A 15,796-nucleotide genomic window follows, 5' to 3' on the forward strand; every position below is an offset into this window, starting at 1 on the left:
CGTCCTTTAGTGTGACGATGGTCCCACTCTAAGCAAACATTCGTCGGTCGCCCAACGAATGTTTGCTTAGGTTTCTTTGTCTTGCAGGATTTTCATCCGAAAACCGGCGGCCACTTTTCGGAAATCCTGCTTAGCGGAAATCATGCAAGGGGGAGACCCCTTTCGCGGGGGCTCCTCAATCCGCTCCCGGTTGCGGCGTCGGGGCGGGCGCGGGGGCGGCGGCCGGGCGCGGCGTTGCAGGCTTGCGCTTTTTCGTCTCGGCCTTGCGCGCCTCTTTGTCCTCGCCGGCGTCCGCGATCCGCGTCTGGAGCGCGAGGTCGCGCGCCTCGGTGAGACGCAGGGCGCAAAACCCGTGCGTCTCCTCCCTGTCATAGTCGCGGCAGGTCCGCGCGCGCATGGCGCCGAAATCGGCCTGATCCTTCACCAGGTCCTTTGCGAGGTCAGGCTGCTTCTTGTATCTGGCCAGCAGCGCCCGGAAGCGCGCCTGCGCCGATTTTTCCAGTCCGGCGCGCTCGCGGTCGAAGGTCTTGTTCTGGCTGTCGCTGAACGCGCTTCCGGGGGGACCCCAGAGGCCGGCGACATCGGCGCGGCAATCCGCCGCGAAAAAGACGCAGGCGCCGAACGGCGTGGTGACGCGCAGCGCGCCGCCGAGCACATCGATCAGCATCGGACAGGCGGAGGATTGCAGTTCGAAGCGGTTCGCGCCTTCCGGCGCGCCGAGCGCTTTCAGCTTGATCGGCCCGTCGTCGCCCATCGAGACTTCGCAGGACTGATTCGGATGGGAGACCTTGGCGCCACTCAGGACCAGACGCGTCACCCGCAATTCGTCGCCGACCTTGTCGAGGGTCAGGGCGCCGCGCGCCCCGTTGAGGCCAAAGGTCTGGCCGAGCACGGCGCTCTCGGCCGGGGGCTTCGGCTTGACCGGCGCGAAGTGCTCGCGCGGTTTGGCGGGCGCGGACGGCTTCGGCGCCGCCAGCGCCTGTCCTTCAGGAGTCGGCGCCGTAACGGCTCCAGGGAGGGCGAGTTGCGCCGACGCCGAAACGGGGATCACGAGGGCAAGGAGAAGGAGACAGGCGCGCATCGGAAAAAATTTCAATCGATTTGACCTTCATACCCCACGCGGCCCCAGAAAAAAAAGCCCCCCGGTCGTCCGGAGGGCCTGGTTTTCGCCGGCTGCGCGGCTCAGTAGCTGGCGACGACGGGAGCGGCGTCCGCGCCGCCGAAGCGGTAGACGATGCCGGTCGAAAGCAGCCAGGGATTGAAGTGGGCGTGCTGGTCGACGGAAATCAGCGCCCCCGGGTAGAACTGAGTCACGTAGCCATGGCCTGTGACGTAGGAGAACGCCTTCTTCACATCGAAGCTCAGGCCCCAGCGCGGGGTCAGCATGTAATCGGCGCCGAACTGGATCACGGTGTTCATGGTGCCGCTGACCTTCACGTTGGTGAGGAGGGCGTCCTTGTTCGAGAACGAGAAGCCGGGGGCGAGGCCGACGCCGACATAGGGCTGGAAGGCGCCGAAATTGTCGAAGTGCCACACGACCGTGACGGGAACGATTCCGGGGTACAGCTTGGTCAGGACGAGGCCGTTGTAAGGGCCGTTCTTGATCCTGTCGTTGGCGCTCAGCGGAATTCCGCCGGACACATTGATCGAAATGTTCTTGGTGAAGAAGACGCCCGCTTCGAACCCGACGGTGGCGACGTCGGAGATCGTCGCGTTCCAGCCGGTGTCCATGCCCCTCTCGTAGAGGTGCGAGCTCGACTCGTTGATCGCGTAGGTGAAGCCGAGCTTCAGGAACATCGGCTGGAAGGTGTCGACGACCGGCGGCGGCGCGAGCGGCGCCTTGTCGGAGGGCAGGTCGCCGGCCTGGGCCGTGGCGGCGCAGGCGCAGATGAGGGCGGTGGTTCCGAGCGCTGTGCTCAACAGATTGAATTTCATTGTTGGTCTCCCCAGTTCAGTTGTGAACTTTTTTGTTGAAGGTGTCGTTCGGAGCCAAAAAAGTCAACGCAACATAGCACCGTTCCTGTTTTGCGCGCGGCCATGCCCGAATCCCGCGAATTCAGTGCAACTTATTGTGTAAAAATACAAAAATGCCGTTTTGACTTCTCTGCGGGCGCGCAAGCTTCAGCAATTTGCCGCGCGCGTGGCGGAATTGTCACAATTTCGAGGCGGCGCCGGCATTTCCGGCCTTCCGTCTTGCGGGCAAAAATCCGCGCCCCTATATCAGCCACGCTCTTGCATAAGCGCGTCGCGCTCCCAATCTCACTCATCGTCGGGGACCGGGCGAATCAGACGCCCAGGCCGGACCGCTCCGGGGTCCGGCGGTTCTGCGAGGAAAGGACAAACACATGGCTAAAGTTATCGGCATCGATCTCGGCACCACCAATTCCTGCGTTGCGGTGATGGAGGGTTCGACTCCCAAGGTGATCGAAAACGCCGAGGGCGCGCGCACCACGCCGTCGATCATCGCCTTCACCGACGATGGCGAGCGCCTCGTCGGCCAGCCCGCCAAGCGCCAGGCGGTCACCAATCCCGAAAAGACCTTCTTTGCGATCAAGCGCCTGATCGGCCGCACCTTCGCCGATCCGATGACGCAGAAGGACATGGGCCTCGTTCCCTATCACATCGTCAAGGCCGGCAACGGCGACGCCTGGGTCGAGGCCGCGGGCAAGACCTATTCGCCCTCGCAGATCTCCGCCTTCACCCTGCAGAAGATGAAGGAGACGGCGGAGGCTTACCTCGGCCAGACCGTCACCCAGGCGGTCATCACCGTTCCCGCCTATTTCAACGACGCCCAGCGCCAGGCCACCAAGGACGCCGGCAAGATCGCCGGCCTCGAAGTGCTGCGCATCATCAATGAGCCGACGGCGGCCGCGCTGGCCTATGGCCTGGACAAGAAGGGTTCTGGAACGATCGCGGTCTACGACCTCGGCGGCGGCACTTTCGACGTGTCGATCCTCGAAATCGGCGACGGCGTGTTCGAGGTGAAGTCGACCAACGGCGACACCTTCCTCGGCGGTGAAGATTTCGACATGCGCCTCGTCGAATATCTGGCGGACGAGTTCAAGAAGGACAACGGCATCGACCTGAAGAAGGACAAGCTCGCCCTTCAGCGCCTCAAGGAAGCGGCGGAAAAGGCCAAGATCGAACTGTCCTCCGCGACCCAGACCGACATCAACCTGCCCTACATCACCGCCGACGCCTCCGGCCCGAAGCATTTGACGCTGAAGCTGACCCGCGCCAAATACGAGGCGCTGGTCGACGACCTGATCCAGCGCACCGTCGAGCCCTGCCGCAAGGCGCTCAAGGACGCGGGTCTTTCGGCCGGAGAGATCAACGAGGTCGTTCTCGTTGGCGGCATGACCCGCATGCCCAAGGTGCAGGAAGTCGTAAAGCAGTTCTTCGGCAAGGAGCCTCACAAGGGCGTCAACCCTGACGAAGTCGTGGCCATCGGCGCGGCGGTCCAGGCCGGCGTGTTGCAGGGCGACGTCAAGGACGTTCTGCTGCTCGACGTGACCCCGCTGTCCCTCGGCATCGAGACGCTCGGCGGCGTGTTCACCCGCCTGATCGACCGCAACACGACGATCCCGACCAAGAAGAGCCAGGTGTTTTCCACTGCCGAAGACAACCAGACGGCGGTGACCATCCGGGTGTTCCAGGGCGAGCGCGAAATGGCCGCCGACAACAAGGCGCTCGGCCAGTTCGATCTCGTCGGCATCCCGCCGGCCCCGCGCGGCATGCCGCAAGTGGAAGTCACCTTCGACATCGACGCCAACGGCATCGTGTCGGTGACGGCGAAGGACAAGGCGACCGGCAAGGAGCAGCAGATCCGCATCCAGGCTTCCGGCGGTCTGTCGGATTCCGACATCGACAAGATGGTGAAGGACGCCGAGGCCCATGCGGCCGAGGACAAGGCGCGCCGCGCCCTGGTCGACGCCAAGAACGAGGGCGAAGCCATGGTCCATGCGGCGGAGAAGTCGCTGGCCGAATTCGGCGAAAAGGCCTCCGAAGCCGACAAGAGCGCGATTCAGGCGGCGGTCGCCGCGCTGAAGACCGCGCTCGAAAGCGACAATGTCGACACCATCAAGGCCAAGACCAACGAACTGGCTCAGGCGCAGATGAAGCTCGGCGAGGCCATGTACAAGGCCGAACAGGCGGCGGCTGCGGCCGGCGGCGGCGCGGCCAAGCCTGAAGAGGACGTGATCGACGCCGACTTCAAGGAAGTCAAGGACGACAAGAAGGGTCACTGAGACCTGGGCCGGCGCGCGAAAAAGGCGCGCCGGCTTTTTCATTCCCTGAAACGGCGCAGCTTGCTTTTCGTGCGCGCAAGATTTAGCTCGCCGCAAACCTGCATAGCGTTTTCAAGCGAAGTGGTTTTCGGTTCGCGTGAAGAAAACGCGCAAAACGCAAAACGCAAGGCGTCACCGCGCGCCGCGAAAGAAATCTGGATCACGCCGATATGGCCAAGCGCTGTTACTACGAAGTCCTTGGAGTTTCCCGCACCGTTACGGAAGTCGAGCTGAAAGGCGCCTTCCGCAAACAGGCGATGCAATATCACCCGGACAAGAACCCGGGCGACCATACGGCGGAAGCCAAGTTCAAGGAAGTCAACGAGGCTTACCAGGTCCTTTCCGACGCTCAGAAACGCGCCGCCTATGATCGCGGGGGACACGCGGCCTTCGAGCAGGGCGGCGGCGGGTTCGGCGGCTTTGGCATGGGCGAAGGATTTGCGGCCTCCATGGCCGACATTTTCGACGACCTGTTTGGCGACGTCATGGGCGGCCGGCGCGGCGGCAGGGGCTCGGGACGCGAGCGCGGCGCCGACCTGCGCTACAACATGGAAATCACGCTGGAAGAGGCCTATCGCGGCAAGTCGGCGGCGCTGAAAATTCCGACCTCCGTCACCTGCGAAACGTGTTCCGGCAGCGGCGCCAAGACCGGCTCCAAGCCCAAGACCTGCACGACCTGCGCCGGCCACGGCCGCGTGCGCGCGCAACAAGGATTTTTCTCCATCGAGCGCACCTGCCCGACCTGCCAGGGGCGCGGCGAGGTCATCGACAATCCCTGTCCCGCCTGTTCCGGCGGCGGCCGCGTCACCAAAGAGCGCGCGCTTTCGGTCAACATCCCCGCCGGCGTCGAGGACGGCACCCGCATCCGGCTGGCCGGCGAGGGCGAGGCGGGCTTGCGCGGCGGGCCTGCGGGCGACCTCTACATCTTCCTGTCGATCAAGCCGCATCCGTTCTTCCAGCGCGAGGGCGCGGACCTCTATTGCCGCGTGCCGATCTCCATGGTGCAGGCGGCGCTCGGCGGCGAGGTCAAGGTGCGCGGCGTCGACGGCGTCGAGATCAAGATCAAGGTGGACGAGGGCACTCAGTCCGGCCGCCAGTTCAAGATCAAGGGCCGGGGCATGCCGGTTTTGCGCGCACGAGACTACGGTGATCTGTACATTCAGGCCAATGTCGAAACGCCGCAGAATCTGACCAAGCGCCAGAAGGAGCTTCTGGCCGAGTTCGACCACGAGTCGACCAACAAGACCCATCCGGAATCCTCTGGCTTCTTCGCCAAGATGAAGGATTTTTTTGATCTGGCCTGATCGCTGACAGGGAAACGCCGCTCCCGCTCAGAACGGCGGCGCGCGGCGCCCTGACGTGGCGTCGCAGGGCTGGGAGATCAGCGTAAATCCGCTTGCAATATGTTGCGGATGACGCTTTCTTGACGCTGCCTGCTTTGTCACTATTTAATGACAGGCTTGTAGTCCAATTGATAGGCATCGCCGTGAACGCGCAAAAAAGTCCGGTTTCGAAAAACGGGACGCGGTCCAAGAACTCTCTGGACGCGCATCTGGGCGACGAGGCGCGGTTCATCCGCTCTTGGCTGGAAAATCCCAAGATCGCCGGCGCCATCGCGCCGTCCGGACGCTTTCTGGCGCGCGCGCTGGCGCAATGCGTCAATCCCGTCGCGCCGGGCCCGATCATCGAACTCGGCCCCGGCACTGGGCCCGTGACTCAGGCGCTTTTGGCGCGCGGCGTGCCCGCGTCAAAACTGATCCTCGTCGAATACGAAAAGAGCTTTTGCACGCTTCTCGCCCGCAAATTTCCGGGCGTGAAGATCGTGCGCGGCGACGCTTATCGTCTCGCCGACACGCTCAAGGGGATCTTGACCGAAAAGCCCTCGGCGGTCGTGTCCAGCCTGCCGCTGCTGACCGCGCCGGAGCATGATCGTCTCATGCTGGTGCGCCAGGCCATGGAGCTGATGGGCGAGAATGGGCGGTTCGTGCAGTTCACCTATGGGGTGAAATCGCCGGTGCCCACGCATCTGGGCGACAGCCTTCATGTCCGCATCCAGGCGCTGGCGCCGATCTGGCTGAACATTCCTCCGGCGCGCATCTACATCTATCGTCCCGCCAACGGCCCGACGAGCTTCAAGGAGCCGCCGGACGTGATCGACGAATTGCTGCGCAAGTCGCGCCGGGCCGCCCAGGAAATCCGCGCCGAGTTTTTCGAGGCGCGGGCGCGGATCGTGTCCAACGGGCGCAGGGCGGGGCGGTAAAGCAGGTCCGTCCATGACCGGGCTTGTGCCGGTCATCCGCGCTGTTCGGCGCGACGGCGGGCGTCGGCTCCGCGCAAACCCTTGCCGAAAACACTCAAACCCTTGGCGAAGACATCTGCGCGGCGGCTTGGCGCGGCTGGCCGGGACGACGCCGGGCCGTGACGGCTGATACGATTTCCGAAGGATCAGTTCGGAAATCGTATTCCGCTCGCGCGGAAATCCGCCCTTCGCTTGAAGGATTTCCGCGCGATTTCGTTTTCGCGGATCGCGAAGCGATCTTGCGGAAACCGTATGAAACACATTTTGCGCTTGCGGCCGCCGGAGCTATAACGCCCGGCAAACAGAAACCGGACGCCGCCAATGCCCCAAACCGACCGCCTGATCGTCGCCCTCGATCTTCCCGATGTCGCGCAAGCCCGCGACATGGTCGCAACGCTTGGCGACGCCGTGTCCTTCTACAAGATCGGCATGGAGCTGGCCTATGGCGGCGGGCTCGCCTTGGTCGAGGAATTTTCGAGGGCCGGGAAGCAGGTCTTCGTCGATCTCAAACTGCACGACATCGGCGCCACCGTCGAAAAGGCGACCGGGCAAATCGCCAAACTCGGCGCGCGATTTCTCACCGTGCACGCCTTTCCCCAGACGCTTGCCGCGGCGAAGCGCGGCTCGGAACATTCGCGCCTGCAAGTGCTGGGCGTCACCGTGATGACCTCTTACGACGACGCCGACCTCGCCGCCTGCGGCTACCGGCTCAATGTCCGCGACCTCGTCGCCCTGCGCGCGCAACAGGCAAAGGTGGCGGGCATCGCCGGGCTGATCCTGTCGCCGGACGAACTTTTGGCGACACGCGAAGCGGTCGGAGGGTCGCTGTTGCTGGTCACCCCGGGCGTGCGCCCCGCCGGCGCGGCGCTGGGCGACCAAAAACGGGTGGCGACGCCCTCGGAAGCTTTCGCAAGAGGCGCAGATTACATTGTCGTGGGCCGGCCCATCCTGGCAGCGGACGATCCGCGCCGCGCGGCCCTCGCCATACAGGCGGAGATCGCAAAAAAGTAACGCCGGGCGTACCTCCGGCCCGGCGTCCATCCGCTGGACTGTGGGGGACAGCGCCCGCGGACACATGAACGGTAACGCTACATTGTGAATTGCAATTGACGGAATAAGGACGAGAACAAGACAATGCCCAAGGCCTATATCATCGCCAGCGTGACCGTGAACGATTCCGAGGCTTACGCGAAATATGCGGCGCTCGCCCCCGAAGCGATGAAGAAGTTCGGCGCGCGGGTGCTGGCGCGCGGCGGCCGCTCGGAAGCGCTCGAGGGCACGGCGCGCGCGCGCAACGTCATTCTGGAATTCGACGATTACGAGACCGCCAAGGCCTACTATCATTCGGTCGAATACCAGCATGCGCGCTCGCACCGCATCGGCGCCGCCGACTTTCATATGACCTTGGTTGAAGGCGCCTGACGCTTTCGGAGCCGGGCCAAACGGCCTATAGCACGCGCAGGAGTTTTCCATGGAACAGATGCGGCTTGTCGTGGTCGGCGCCGCCGGCCGCATGGGGCAGATGCTGGTCAAGGCGATCGCGGCCACTGAAGGCGCGACGCTCGGCGGGGCTTTGGAGCGGCTGGGGTCGCCCGCGCTCGGCCGCGACGCCGGCGAGGTGGCGGGGATTGGGCCGCTGGGGGTCAAAATCACCGACGATCCCTTAAACGCCTTGCTCAACGTCGATGGCGTGATCGATTTTTCGGTTCCCGCTGTGACGGTGGAGATCGCCGCGCTCGCTGCGCAGGCGCGTATTGTTCACGTCATCGGCACGACGGGGCTTTCCGCCGCTGATTTCGAAAAACTCGACGCCGCCGCGCGCCATGCGACCATCATCCGTTCCGGCAACATGAGCCTCGGTGTCAATCTGCTCGCGGGTCTGGTGAAAAAAGCGGCCACCGAACTCGGCGCCGACTGGGACATCGAAATTTTGGAGATGCATCACCGCATGAAGGTTGACGCGCCCTCCGGCACCGCTCTGCTGCTCGGCGAGGCGGCGGCGGCGGGGCGCCAGGTGGCGCTGGCCGAGCACAGCGTGCGTGTGCGAGATGGCCACACCGGGGCGCGCAAGGCGGGCGACATCGGTTTTGCAACCCTGCGCGGCGGCACGGTGGTCGGCGATCACAGCGTCATTTTCGCCGGCGCCGGCGAGCGCATCGAACTGGTTCATCGCGCCGAGGATCGCAGCATCTTCGCCAATGGCGCGGTGCGCGCGGCCCTGTGGGGGCGCGGCAAAAAGCCCGGGATCTATTCCATGGCCGACGTGCTCGGCCTGTAAGCCAAGGAGTTTTTCATGTCCGAACGTCTGCTGGTTCTGGTCCGTCACGGCCAGAGCGACTGGAACCTCAAAAACCTGTTCACCGGCTGGAAGGACCCTGACATCACCGAACTCGGCGTGTCCGAGGCCAAAGCGGCGGGACAGCGGCTCAAGGCGCTCGGCCTGACCTTCGATACGGCCTTCACCTCCGATCTCACCCGCGCGCAGAACACGCTCAAACTGATTCTCGGTGAACTCGGTCAGACCGGCCTGCATGTGGAGAAGGATCAGGCGCTGAACGAGCGCGACTACGGCGACCTCTCCGGGTTGAACAAGGACGAGGCGCGGAAAAAGTGGGGCGAGGAGCAGGTGCACCTGTGGCGCCGCTCCTATGACGTGCCCCCGCCCGGCGGCGAGAGCCTGAAGGACACCGTGGCGCGCGTGCTGCCCTATTACAACCAGCACATCCTGCCGGCGGTGCTGCGCGGCGAGCGTGTGATCGTCGCCGCGCATGGCAATTCGCTGCGCGCGCTTGTCATGGTGCTCGACGGCCTGACCCCCAAGACCATCCCGAGCATGGAGCTGGCGACCGGCGTGCCGCTGGTCTATCGCCTCAAGGCGGATTCGACCGTGGAGTCGAAGCAGGTTCTGGAGCCGGTGAAGGCGTGAGTTTTCTTGGACGGGCGCGCTCGCGCGCCCGTCCGTCAGGCGACGGGCTCGGGCTCCGGTTCGAAGGCGTCGAGCAGATCGGTCTTGACAAAACCCAGGGCGGTCGCGCGCGTCGACTCCAGGCCCGGGTGGAACACCCAATAGGTGCGGCGGTCCTCGGGGTCGCGTTCGAGCCAGAGATTGATCTGGCCTACGGCGGTCGCGACAAACGCCTTCAGCGGCGTCTGCGCGTGCGGATGCGGCGTCGCGGGATAGCGCAGGGTGGACAGGTCCGCGATGAGCGCGGCGACGTCGACGTGCTCGCCATTGACCACGGCGGAATGGGGCTTTCGCGCGAGCACGCGCATGATCTCGCGGCGCGCCGCCCAGGCGACGCCTTGAGGGTCGGCGCCCTCATACGGTTTCAAGCCAACCGGTCTCAACGAATCGAGCTTGTCCGCGTCGCGGGCGGCGGCGGCGGCGCGCTCGGCCTTGCGGCGCAGGTGCAGATTGTAACCGGCGCTGACAAAAAACAGCAGGGCGACGAGGCTCAAGACCGTCGTGATCACCGCGCCAAGATTATCGAATGAAAACATGACCGTCCCGCATCAAGTTGGCGCTTTTTATCGCGCGCGTCGCAACGTCAGATTAATCCGTCCGGGCGGGTCCAGCAAAGTCGAAGTTTTGGGAAGGATGCGATCGACGCCGTGAAACATTTTTCGCGCGGGGCCGCCGAAAATCAGGACGTCGCCGGATTCGAGGATCAGCGACTGCGTCGATCCGCCGCGCGTGTCGCCGCCGAAGCGGAAGCGGCAGGAGTCGCCGAGTGAGACCGAGAGGATCGGGGCGTTGAAGTCCTGCTCGTCGATGTCCTGATGTGCGCCCATTTTGGCCGTGGCGTCGTAATAATTGATGAGGCAGGCGTCGGGGGCCTTGGCGTAGGCGGCGAGATCGCGCCAGAGCCGCAGCAGCGTCTCCGGAATGGGCGGCCAAGCCTGGCCAGTGTCGGGGTGGTCGGGCTGGTAGCGGTAGCCGGCGCGGTCCGAAACCCAGCCGAGCGGGCCGCAATTGCTCATGCGCACGGAGAACGGTTTGCCGGTGCGCGGCATCACCGGTTGAAACAGCGGCACGGCGCGCAAAATTTCGCGGACTTGGTCGCGCAGGCTTTCTTGCGCGGCCCGGTCCAACGCCGTTTTGTAAAGACGCAGGCCGGGGCGAATCTCAACCACCGTCAAATCAGCCTCGCACTTCGTCCTCTCCCCGCGGGCGGGGAGAGGGGGAGCCAAAGCACTAGCTTGGCGGGTTCGTCGAGGTCAGCGCCCGAGTCCCCCTCACCCTAACCCTCTCCCCGCGAGCGGGGAGAGGGGATGGATTGCGGCCTTCACTCAGTTCTTGGGGCCGCCTCGGGCGACGCCGACTTTTGCCGGGCGCAGCACGCGCTCGCCGATCGCAAAACCGTCTTCGACCACTTGCGCCACCGTGCCGGTGGGGACGCTCTCGTCGGGAATTTCGAACAGGGCTTCATGGAAATTCGGGTCGAATTTCTGGCCCTTGGGCTCCAGCTTGCGCACGCCATGGCGTTGCAGGCGCGAGAGGAAGTCGCGCTCGGTGAGTGCGATGCCCTCAACAAAAGTCTTCAGCGCGGGATCGCTCTCCATCACGTCCTTGGGCACATTGTCCAGGGCGCGGCGCAGGTTGTCGGCGAAGGTCAGCATGTCCCGGGCGAAGGAGGTCACGCCATAGACCTTGGCGTCCGCGACTTCCTTCTCCGTGCGTCGCCGCAGGTTTTCCATTTCCGCCATGGTTCGCAGCAGCCTGTCCTTGAAACTGGCGTTCTCGGCGATCAGGGCCTGAACGGCGGCGGCGTCGCGCTCGGCGTCGGACTGCGGCGCGGCCTCGGCGGGCGTCTCGGTCGCTTTCGGCGATTCTGCCTCGGTCTGCGGGGTCTGTTCGTCGCTCATGGGTCTCTCATTTTCGAAATCTGGCCTGCATTTGGGACGGGAGGTCCCAAAAATCAAGCCAAGTCCAAGGGGGCGGCGCGTGTCGCGGTCAGAATGGCCGCACGATCACGAAAATCACAATGGCGATTGTCGCCAGCGCCGGCGCCTCATTGGCGATGCGCAGGGTTTTCTCCGCGACGGGACGCTGGCCCAGGCTCATCTTCTTGCCCAGGCGCACCATCCACATGTGGTAGATCGACAGCAGCACGACAATCCCGATCTTCCAGTGCAGCCAGATGTTGCCGGAAAAACCGATGTTGAAGGCCAGCGACAGGCCAAGGATCCAGGACAGGATCAGCGCCGGCGTCAGGATGATGTTGCGCAACCGGTTGCAGCGCGACGTCCATTGCGCCTCCTCCGCCGAGCCCGGCTTGGTCGAGTGCATGTAGATGAGATAGCGGGGCAGGGCGAACAGCCCGGCGATCCAGAAAAACACAATCGCAACATGCGCGGCCTTCACCCAAAGATAGCCGTCACCCAACCAACCGATCATTTCGAACTCCAGTCATTCCTATGCCGTCTTCACGGCGCGCGTTTTTGGGGCGAACACCTCGATCAGGTGTCGCCGCAAGGCCGCTTGCCGGGCGGGATTGGTCACCTTCGCCCCCGTCAGGTCCGTGACATAGAAGGTGTCCACCGCCTTTTCGCCGAAGGTGACGATATGGGCGGAGGCGATGTTCAAATTCAACTTCGACAGGGCGAATGTCAAATCGTGCAGCAGGCCGACGCGGTCGAGGCCGGAAACCTCCACCACGCTGTATTTCCGCGACAGGCTGTTGTCGATGATGACGTCCGGCGGCACCGAAAACGTTTCGGCGCGGTTGGGCGCGGTCTTGGCCTTGTCAGCGAGCAGTTCGGTGACGCGAATCTCGCCGCGCAGCGCCTGCTCGATGGATTTCGCCACTCTTTTCGCGCGGCGCAGCTCGTCCTCGTCGCGGTCAAAGGCGCGGCTGACGCTGATCGTGTCGAGCGCGAGGCCGTCGGCGGTGGTGAACACCTGGGCGTCCACGATATTCGCGCCGCAGACGGCGCAGGCGCCGGCGATGATCGACAGCAGGCGCGGATGGTCGGGCGCGACCACGGTGAGTTCGGTGACGCCCCTGAAGGCGTCGGTGGTGTATTCGGTCGCCAGCGAATTCAGCTCGACCGCCGAGGCGTAGAGCAATTGCGCGTGCTGGATCTTGTGGGCTAAGTCGACCTTCAGCCAATAGGCCGGATAATGCCGCGCGACATAATCGGCGAATTCCGGATCGGACCAGGCCGGTAGCTTTTCGCGCAGTTCGCGTTGCGAGCGCTCCACCCGCGCCTTGCGATCCACCGAGGAATGGCCGCCGGCCAGCACCAGCTCGGTTTCCCAGTAAAGGGTGCGCAAAAGCTCGCCCTTCCAGCCGTTCCAGACGCCGGGTCCGACGGCCCTGATGTCGCATACAGTGAGAATCGCAAGCATCTTCAGCCGCTCGATGCTCTGCACCTTGTCCGCAAAAGCCTGGATCGTGCGGGGGTCGGCGAGGTCGCGGCTCTGCGCGATGTTCGACATGGTGAGGTGTTCTTCCACCAGCCAGGCGCAGGTCTCTGTCTCGGCGTCGTCGAGGCCCAGGCGCGGCCCGATCTTGCGCGCCAACGCCGCGCCGGCCACCGAATGGTCTTCCGGGCGGCCCTTGGCGATGTCGTGCAGCAGCACCGCCAGATAGAGCGCGCGACGGTGGGTGATGGTCGGCATCAGCTCGCTGGTGAGCGGCAGCTCCTTCTTGTGGTGGCCGAGCTCCACCGAAGCCAGTTCGCGCAAAGCCCGCAATGTGTGCTCGTCCACCGTATAATGGTGGTACATGTTGAACTGCATCATCGCGACGACGCGGCCGAATTCGGTGATGAAGCGGCCGAAAACCCCGGCTTCGTTCATCAGCCGCAGCGCCCGTTCGTTGGACTGCGGATTGACGAGGATTTCCAGAAACAGCCGGTTGGCCTCGGGATCGGCGCGCAGTTTGGCGTCGATGCGCGGCAGGCTCTGCGTCACCAGCCGCAGCGCGTCCGGGTGGATCGGCAGCTCGTTGTGCGCGGCCACCCAGAACAGGCGGATGAGGTTGACGGGATCGCGCTCGAAAATGTCGTTGGCGGCCACGGTGACGCGGTCGGTCTCGATGGCGAAGGGGCCGAGGTCGCGCGGCTTTTTCCGGCGCAGCGAGCCGAACACGCGGTCGAACATGGCGCGCGGCTTGGCCTGACGCTCCTCCAGCGCGGCGCAGACAATGTTGGTGAGGTCGCCGACATGTTTGGCGGTGACGAAATAGCGCTTCATGAAGCGCTCGACGCCGGGGACGCCGGCCGCCGGCTTGAAGCGCATTTTTTCCGCCAGCACCCGTTGCAGGTCGAAGCTCAGCCGCTCCTCGGCGCGGCCGGTGTAAAAATGCATGTGGCAGCGCACCGACCACAGAAAATTCTCGCAGCGGTGGAACAGGCGCAACTCCTGCTCGCTGAACAGGCCGGCCGCGACCAGGGAATCGACGTCGCGGACCCGATAGGTGTATTTGCTGATCCAGAACAGGGTGTTGAGGTCGCGAAGGCCGCCCTTGCCCTCCTTGACGTTGGGCTCGACCAGATAGCGGGACGAGCCGGCGCGGCGCACACGTTCCTCGCGCTCGGTCAGTTTGGCCTGGACGAATTCCGGCGCGGTGTTGCGCACGATCTCCTGGTCGAAACGCGCGCTGAGCTGGTCGAGCAGGGACTCGTCGCCGAGGACGTAGCGGGTTTCAAGCAGGGTGGTGCGGATCGTCATGTCGGCGCGGGCCTGCTTCAGGCACTCTTCGACGCTGCGGGTGGCGTGTCCGACCTTCTGCTTGAGGTCCCAGAGGAAATAAAGCATGGCCTCGACCACGCCCTCGGCGCGGGCGCGCCCCTTGCCGTCCAGCAGGAACAGCAAATCGATGTCGGAACCCGGGGCCAGCGCCCCGCGTCCGTAGCCGCCCACCGCGACGACGCAGAGTTTTGAAGTCGAAGGCGCGATATATTTGACCACGCAGTCGTGGATGGCGCGCAAAACCTCATCCTCGACAAAGGCGAGATGCGCGCCGCAGGCGAGGCCGCCGCCGCCGGCTTCCAGCTCCGCGCGCGCCACGGCGGCGCCCTTGGCGAGCGCGTCGGCGAATACGTCGACCGCCGCCTTTCGAAGGCTCTGCGTGTTGTCGCCGTGAAGCCCCGCCAGCCCCGCGATTTTCACTTCGATTTCGGCGCGGTCGATCAGCGCCTTCATCGGCAGGTCCATGCGGGGCCCGTTCCATTTGCCGTGGGCGGACGGCGCCGTCTGCACGTTCATTGTCCCTTCCTCACCGCCGCTTTCCTGGCCGCGATCGCGTCCCAGATCGCCGCCGCGAGGTCGGGGCCGCCGGTGCGCTTGATCGCCCTGACGCCCGTGGGCGAGGTCACGTTGATTTCCGTGAGCCAGCCGTCGATCACGTCGATGCCGACGAAAACCAGGCCGCGCCGCTTCAGTTCCGGGCCGATGGTCGCGCAAATCTCCTGTTCGCGCGCGGTCAGTTCGGTCGCCTCCGCCGCGCCGCCGCGCACCATGTTGGAGCGGATGTCGTTTTCGGCGGGCACGCGGTTGATCGCGCCGCGCGGCTGGCCATCGACGAGGATGATGCGCTTGTCGCCTTTTTTGACCTCAGGCAGGAATTTCTGCACCACCCATTGCTCGCGGAACGATGTGGCGAACAGGTCATAGAGCGAGCCGTAATTGGCGTCCTGACGTTGCAGACGGAACACCGCCGCGCCGCCGTGGCCGTGCAGCGGTTTCATCACCACTTCGCCATGCTCTTCGCGAAACGCGTCGATCGCCGCGCGGTCCCGGGTGATCAGGGTGGGCGGCATCAGCTCCGGGAAATCCATGACGAACAGTTTTTCCGGGGCGTTGCGCACGCTCGCGGGATCGTTGACGACAAGGGTTTCGCCGCCCACTTTTTCCAGAAGATGGGTGGAGGTGATGTAGGAGAGGTCGAAGGGCGGGTCCTGGCGCAGCAGCACCACGTCCATGTCGCGCAGAAAAATTTCGCGCGGCGTGCCCAGGGTAAAATGGTCTCCGGCGATGTCGCGCACGGCAAGCGTCTGCGCGGTCGCCACGACATCGCGGCCGCGCAGCGAAAGCTTTTCGGGCGTGTAGTAGAGAATCTCAAAACCGCGCGCCCGCGCTTCCAGCAGCAGGGCGAAGGTGGAGTCGCCGGCGATGTTGATCCGCTCGATCGGGTCCATCTGTACGGCGATGCGGGCGATCTCAGCCATTTAATTCCCTCGTCAGGGTCAGTCATTCCCAAGT

15 protein-coding genes are annotated in these 15,796 nt (G+C 64.4%); 7 read left to right on the top strand and 8 right to left on the bottom strand.

The window, feature by feature from the left end:
• Positions 1 to 175: 175 nt before the first annotated feature.
• Together GJ654_RS00435 and GJ654_RS00440 are read right to left on the bottom strand one after the other, a co-directional pair.
• Positions 176 to 1,081, bottom strand: a complete 906-nt coding sequence (locus GJ654_RS00435; protein WP_155444125.1) for a hypothetical protein — start codon at positions 1,079 to 1,081, stop codon at positions 176 to 178.
• 101 nt (positions 1,082 to 1,182) lie between these two features.
• Positions 1,183 to 1,935, bottom strand: a complete 753-nt coding sequence (locus tag GJ654_RS00440) for an OmpW/AlkL family protein (RefSeq protein WP_155444126.1) — start codon at positions 1,933 to 1,935, stop codon at positions 1,183 to 1,185.
• Positions 1,936 to 2,345: 410 nt separating this feature from the next.
• Here GJ654_RS00440 and dnaK point away from each other — a divergent pair, with 410 nt between their 5' ends.
• The 7 genes from dnaK to GJ654_RS00475 all read left to right on the top strand — a co-directional run bounded on the left by dnaK (position 2,346) and on the right by GJ654_RS00475 (position 9,511).
• Positions 2,346 to 4,247, top strand: a complete 1,902-nt coding sequence (gene dnaK, locus GJ654_RS00445) for a molecular chaperone DnaK (protein WP_155444127.1) — start codon at positions 2,346 to 2,348, stop codon at positions 4,245 to 4,247.
• Positions 4,248 to 4,456: 209 nt separating this feature from the next.
• Entirely contained in the window at positions 4,457 to 5,590 is a 1,134-nt protein-coding gene (dnaJ, locus tag GJ654_RS00450) for a molecular chaperone DnaJ (RefSeq protein WP_155444128.1), read from the top strand.
• A 182-nt stretch (positions 5,591 to 5,772) separates the two neighbouring features.
• Positions 5,773 to 6,546, top strand: coding sequence for a class I SAM-dependent methyltransferase (locus GJ654_RS00455; RefSeq protein WP_196305384.1), 774 nt, complete (start codon positions 5,773 to 5,775; stop codon positions 6,544 to 6,546).
• A 360-nt stretch (positions 6,547 to 6,906) separates the two neighbouring features.
• Entirely contained in the window at positions 6,907 to 7,596 is a 690-nt protein-coding gene (pyrF, locus tag GJ654_RS00460; RefSeq protein ID WP_155444129.1) for an orotidine-5'-phosphate decarboxylase, read from the top strand.
• Positions 7,597 to 7,719: 123 nt separating this feature from the next.
• Positions 7,720 to 8,007 carry a DUF1330 domain-containing protein gene (locus tag GJ654_RS00465; protein WP_155444130.1) on the top strand — a complete coding sequence of 96 codons (288 nt, stop codon included), beginning with the start codon at positions 7,720 to 7,722 and terminating at the stop codon, positions 8,005 to 8,007.
• A 49-nt stretch (positions 8,008 to 8,056) separates the two neighbouring features.
• The gene (gene dapB, locus GJ654_RS00470) at positions 8,057 to 8,863 is read left to right on the top strand and encodes a 4-hydroxy-tetrahydrodipicolinate reductase (protein ID WP_246664516.1); all 807 of its coding nucleotides are present in this window, start codon (positions 8,057 to 8,059) and stop codon (positions 8,861 to 8,863) included.
• 15 nt (positions 8,864 to 8,878) lie between these two features.
• The gene (locus GJ654_RS00475; protein WP_155444131.1) at positions 8,879 to 9,511 is read left to right on the top strand and encodes a 2,3-bisphosphoglycerate-dependent phosphoglycerate mutase; all 633 of its coding nucleotides are present in this window, start codon (positions 8,879 to 8,881) and stop codon (positions 9,509 to 9,511) included.
• Between the two features lie 35 nt (positions 9,512 to 9,546).
• Here the strand turns inward: GJ654_RS00475 and GJ654_RS00480 are convergent, their stop codons facing one another.
• The 6 genes from GJ654_RS00480 to gshB form a co-directional block, all read right to left on the bottom strand.
• A complete protein-coding gene (locus GJ654_RS00480; protein ID WP_155444132.1) occupies positions 9,547 to 10,086 on the bottom strand; it encodes a hypothetical protein in 540 nt (179 codons plus the stop codon).
• Positions 10,087 to 10,113: 27 nt separating this feature from the next.
• On the bottom strand, positions 10,114 to 10,719 hold the full coding sequence (locus GJ654_RS00485) for an alpha-ketoglutarate-dependent dioxygenase AlkB family protein (RefSeq protein ID WP_264586074.1): 606 nt from the start codon (positions 10,717 to 10,719) through the stop codon (positions 10,114 to 10,116).
• 156 nt (positions 10,720 to 10,875) lie between these two features.
• Positions 10,876 to 11,451 (bottom strand): nucleotide exchange factor GrpE, encoded by a 576-nt coding sequence (grpE, locus tag GJ654_RS00490; protein ID WP_155444134.1) that lies wholly within the window; start codon positions 11,449 to 11,451, stop codon positions 10,876 to 10,878.
• Positions 11,452 to 11,539: 88 nt separating this feature from the next.
• Positions 11,540 to 11,983 carry a CopD family protein gene (locus GJ654_RS00495; protein WP_155444135.1) on the bottom strand — a complete coding sequence of 148 codons (444 nt, stop codon included), beginning with the start codon at positions 11,981 to 11,983 and terminating at the stop codon, positions 11,540 to 11,542.
• A gap of 18 nt (positions 11,984 to 12,001) precedes the next feature.
• Entirely contained in the window at positions 12,002 to 14,800 is a 2,799-nt protein-coding gene (locus tag GJ654_RS00500) for a [protein-PII] uridylyltransferase (RefSeq protein WP_246664517.1), read from the bottom strand.
• Positions 14,797 to 15,762, bottom strand: coding sequence for a glutathione synthase (gene gshB, locus GJ654_RS00505; protein ID WP_155444136.1), 966 nt, complete (start codon positions 15,760 to 15,762; stop codon positions 14,797 to 14,799). The genes GJ654_RS00500 and gshB overlap by 4 nt, the downstream gene beginning before the upstream one ends.
• Positions 15,763 to 15,796 lie beyond the last annotated feature (34 nt).

The sequence above is a fragment of the Rhodoblastus acidophilus genome, assembly GCF_009720655.1.
Lineage (GTDB): Bacteria > Pseudomonadota > Alphaproteobacteria > Rhizobiales > Beijerinckiaceae > Rhodoblastus > Rhodoblastus acidophilus_A.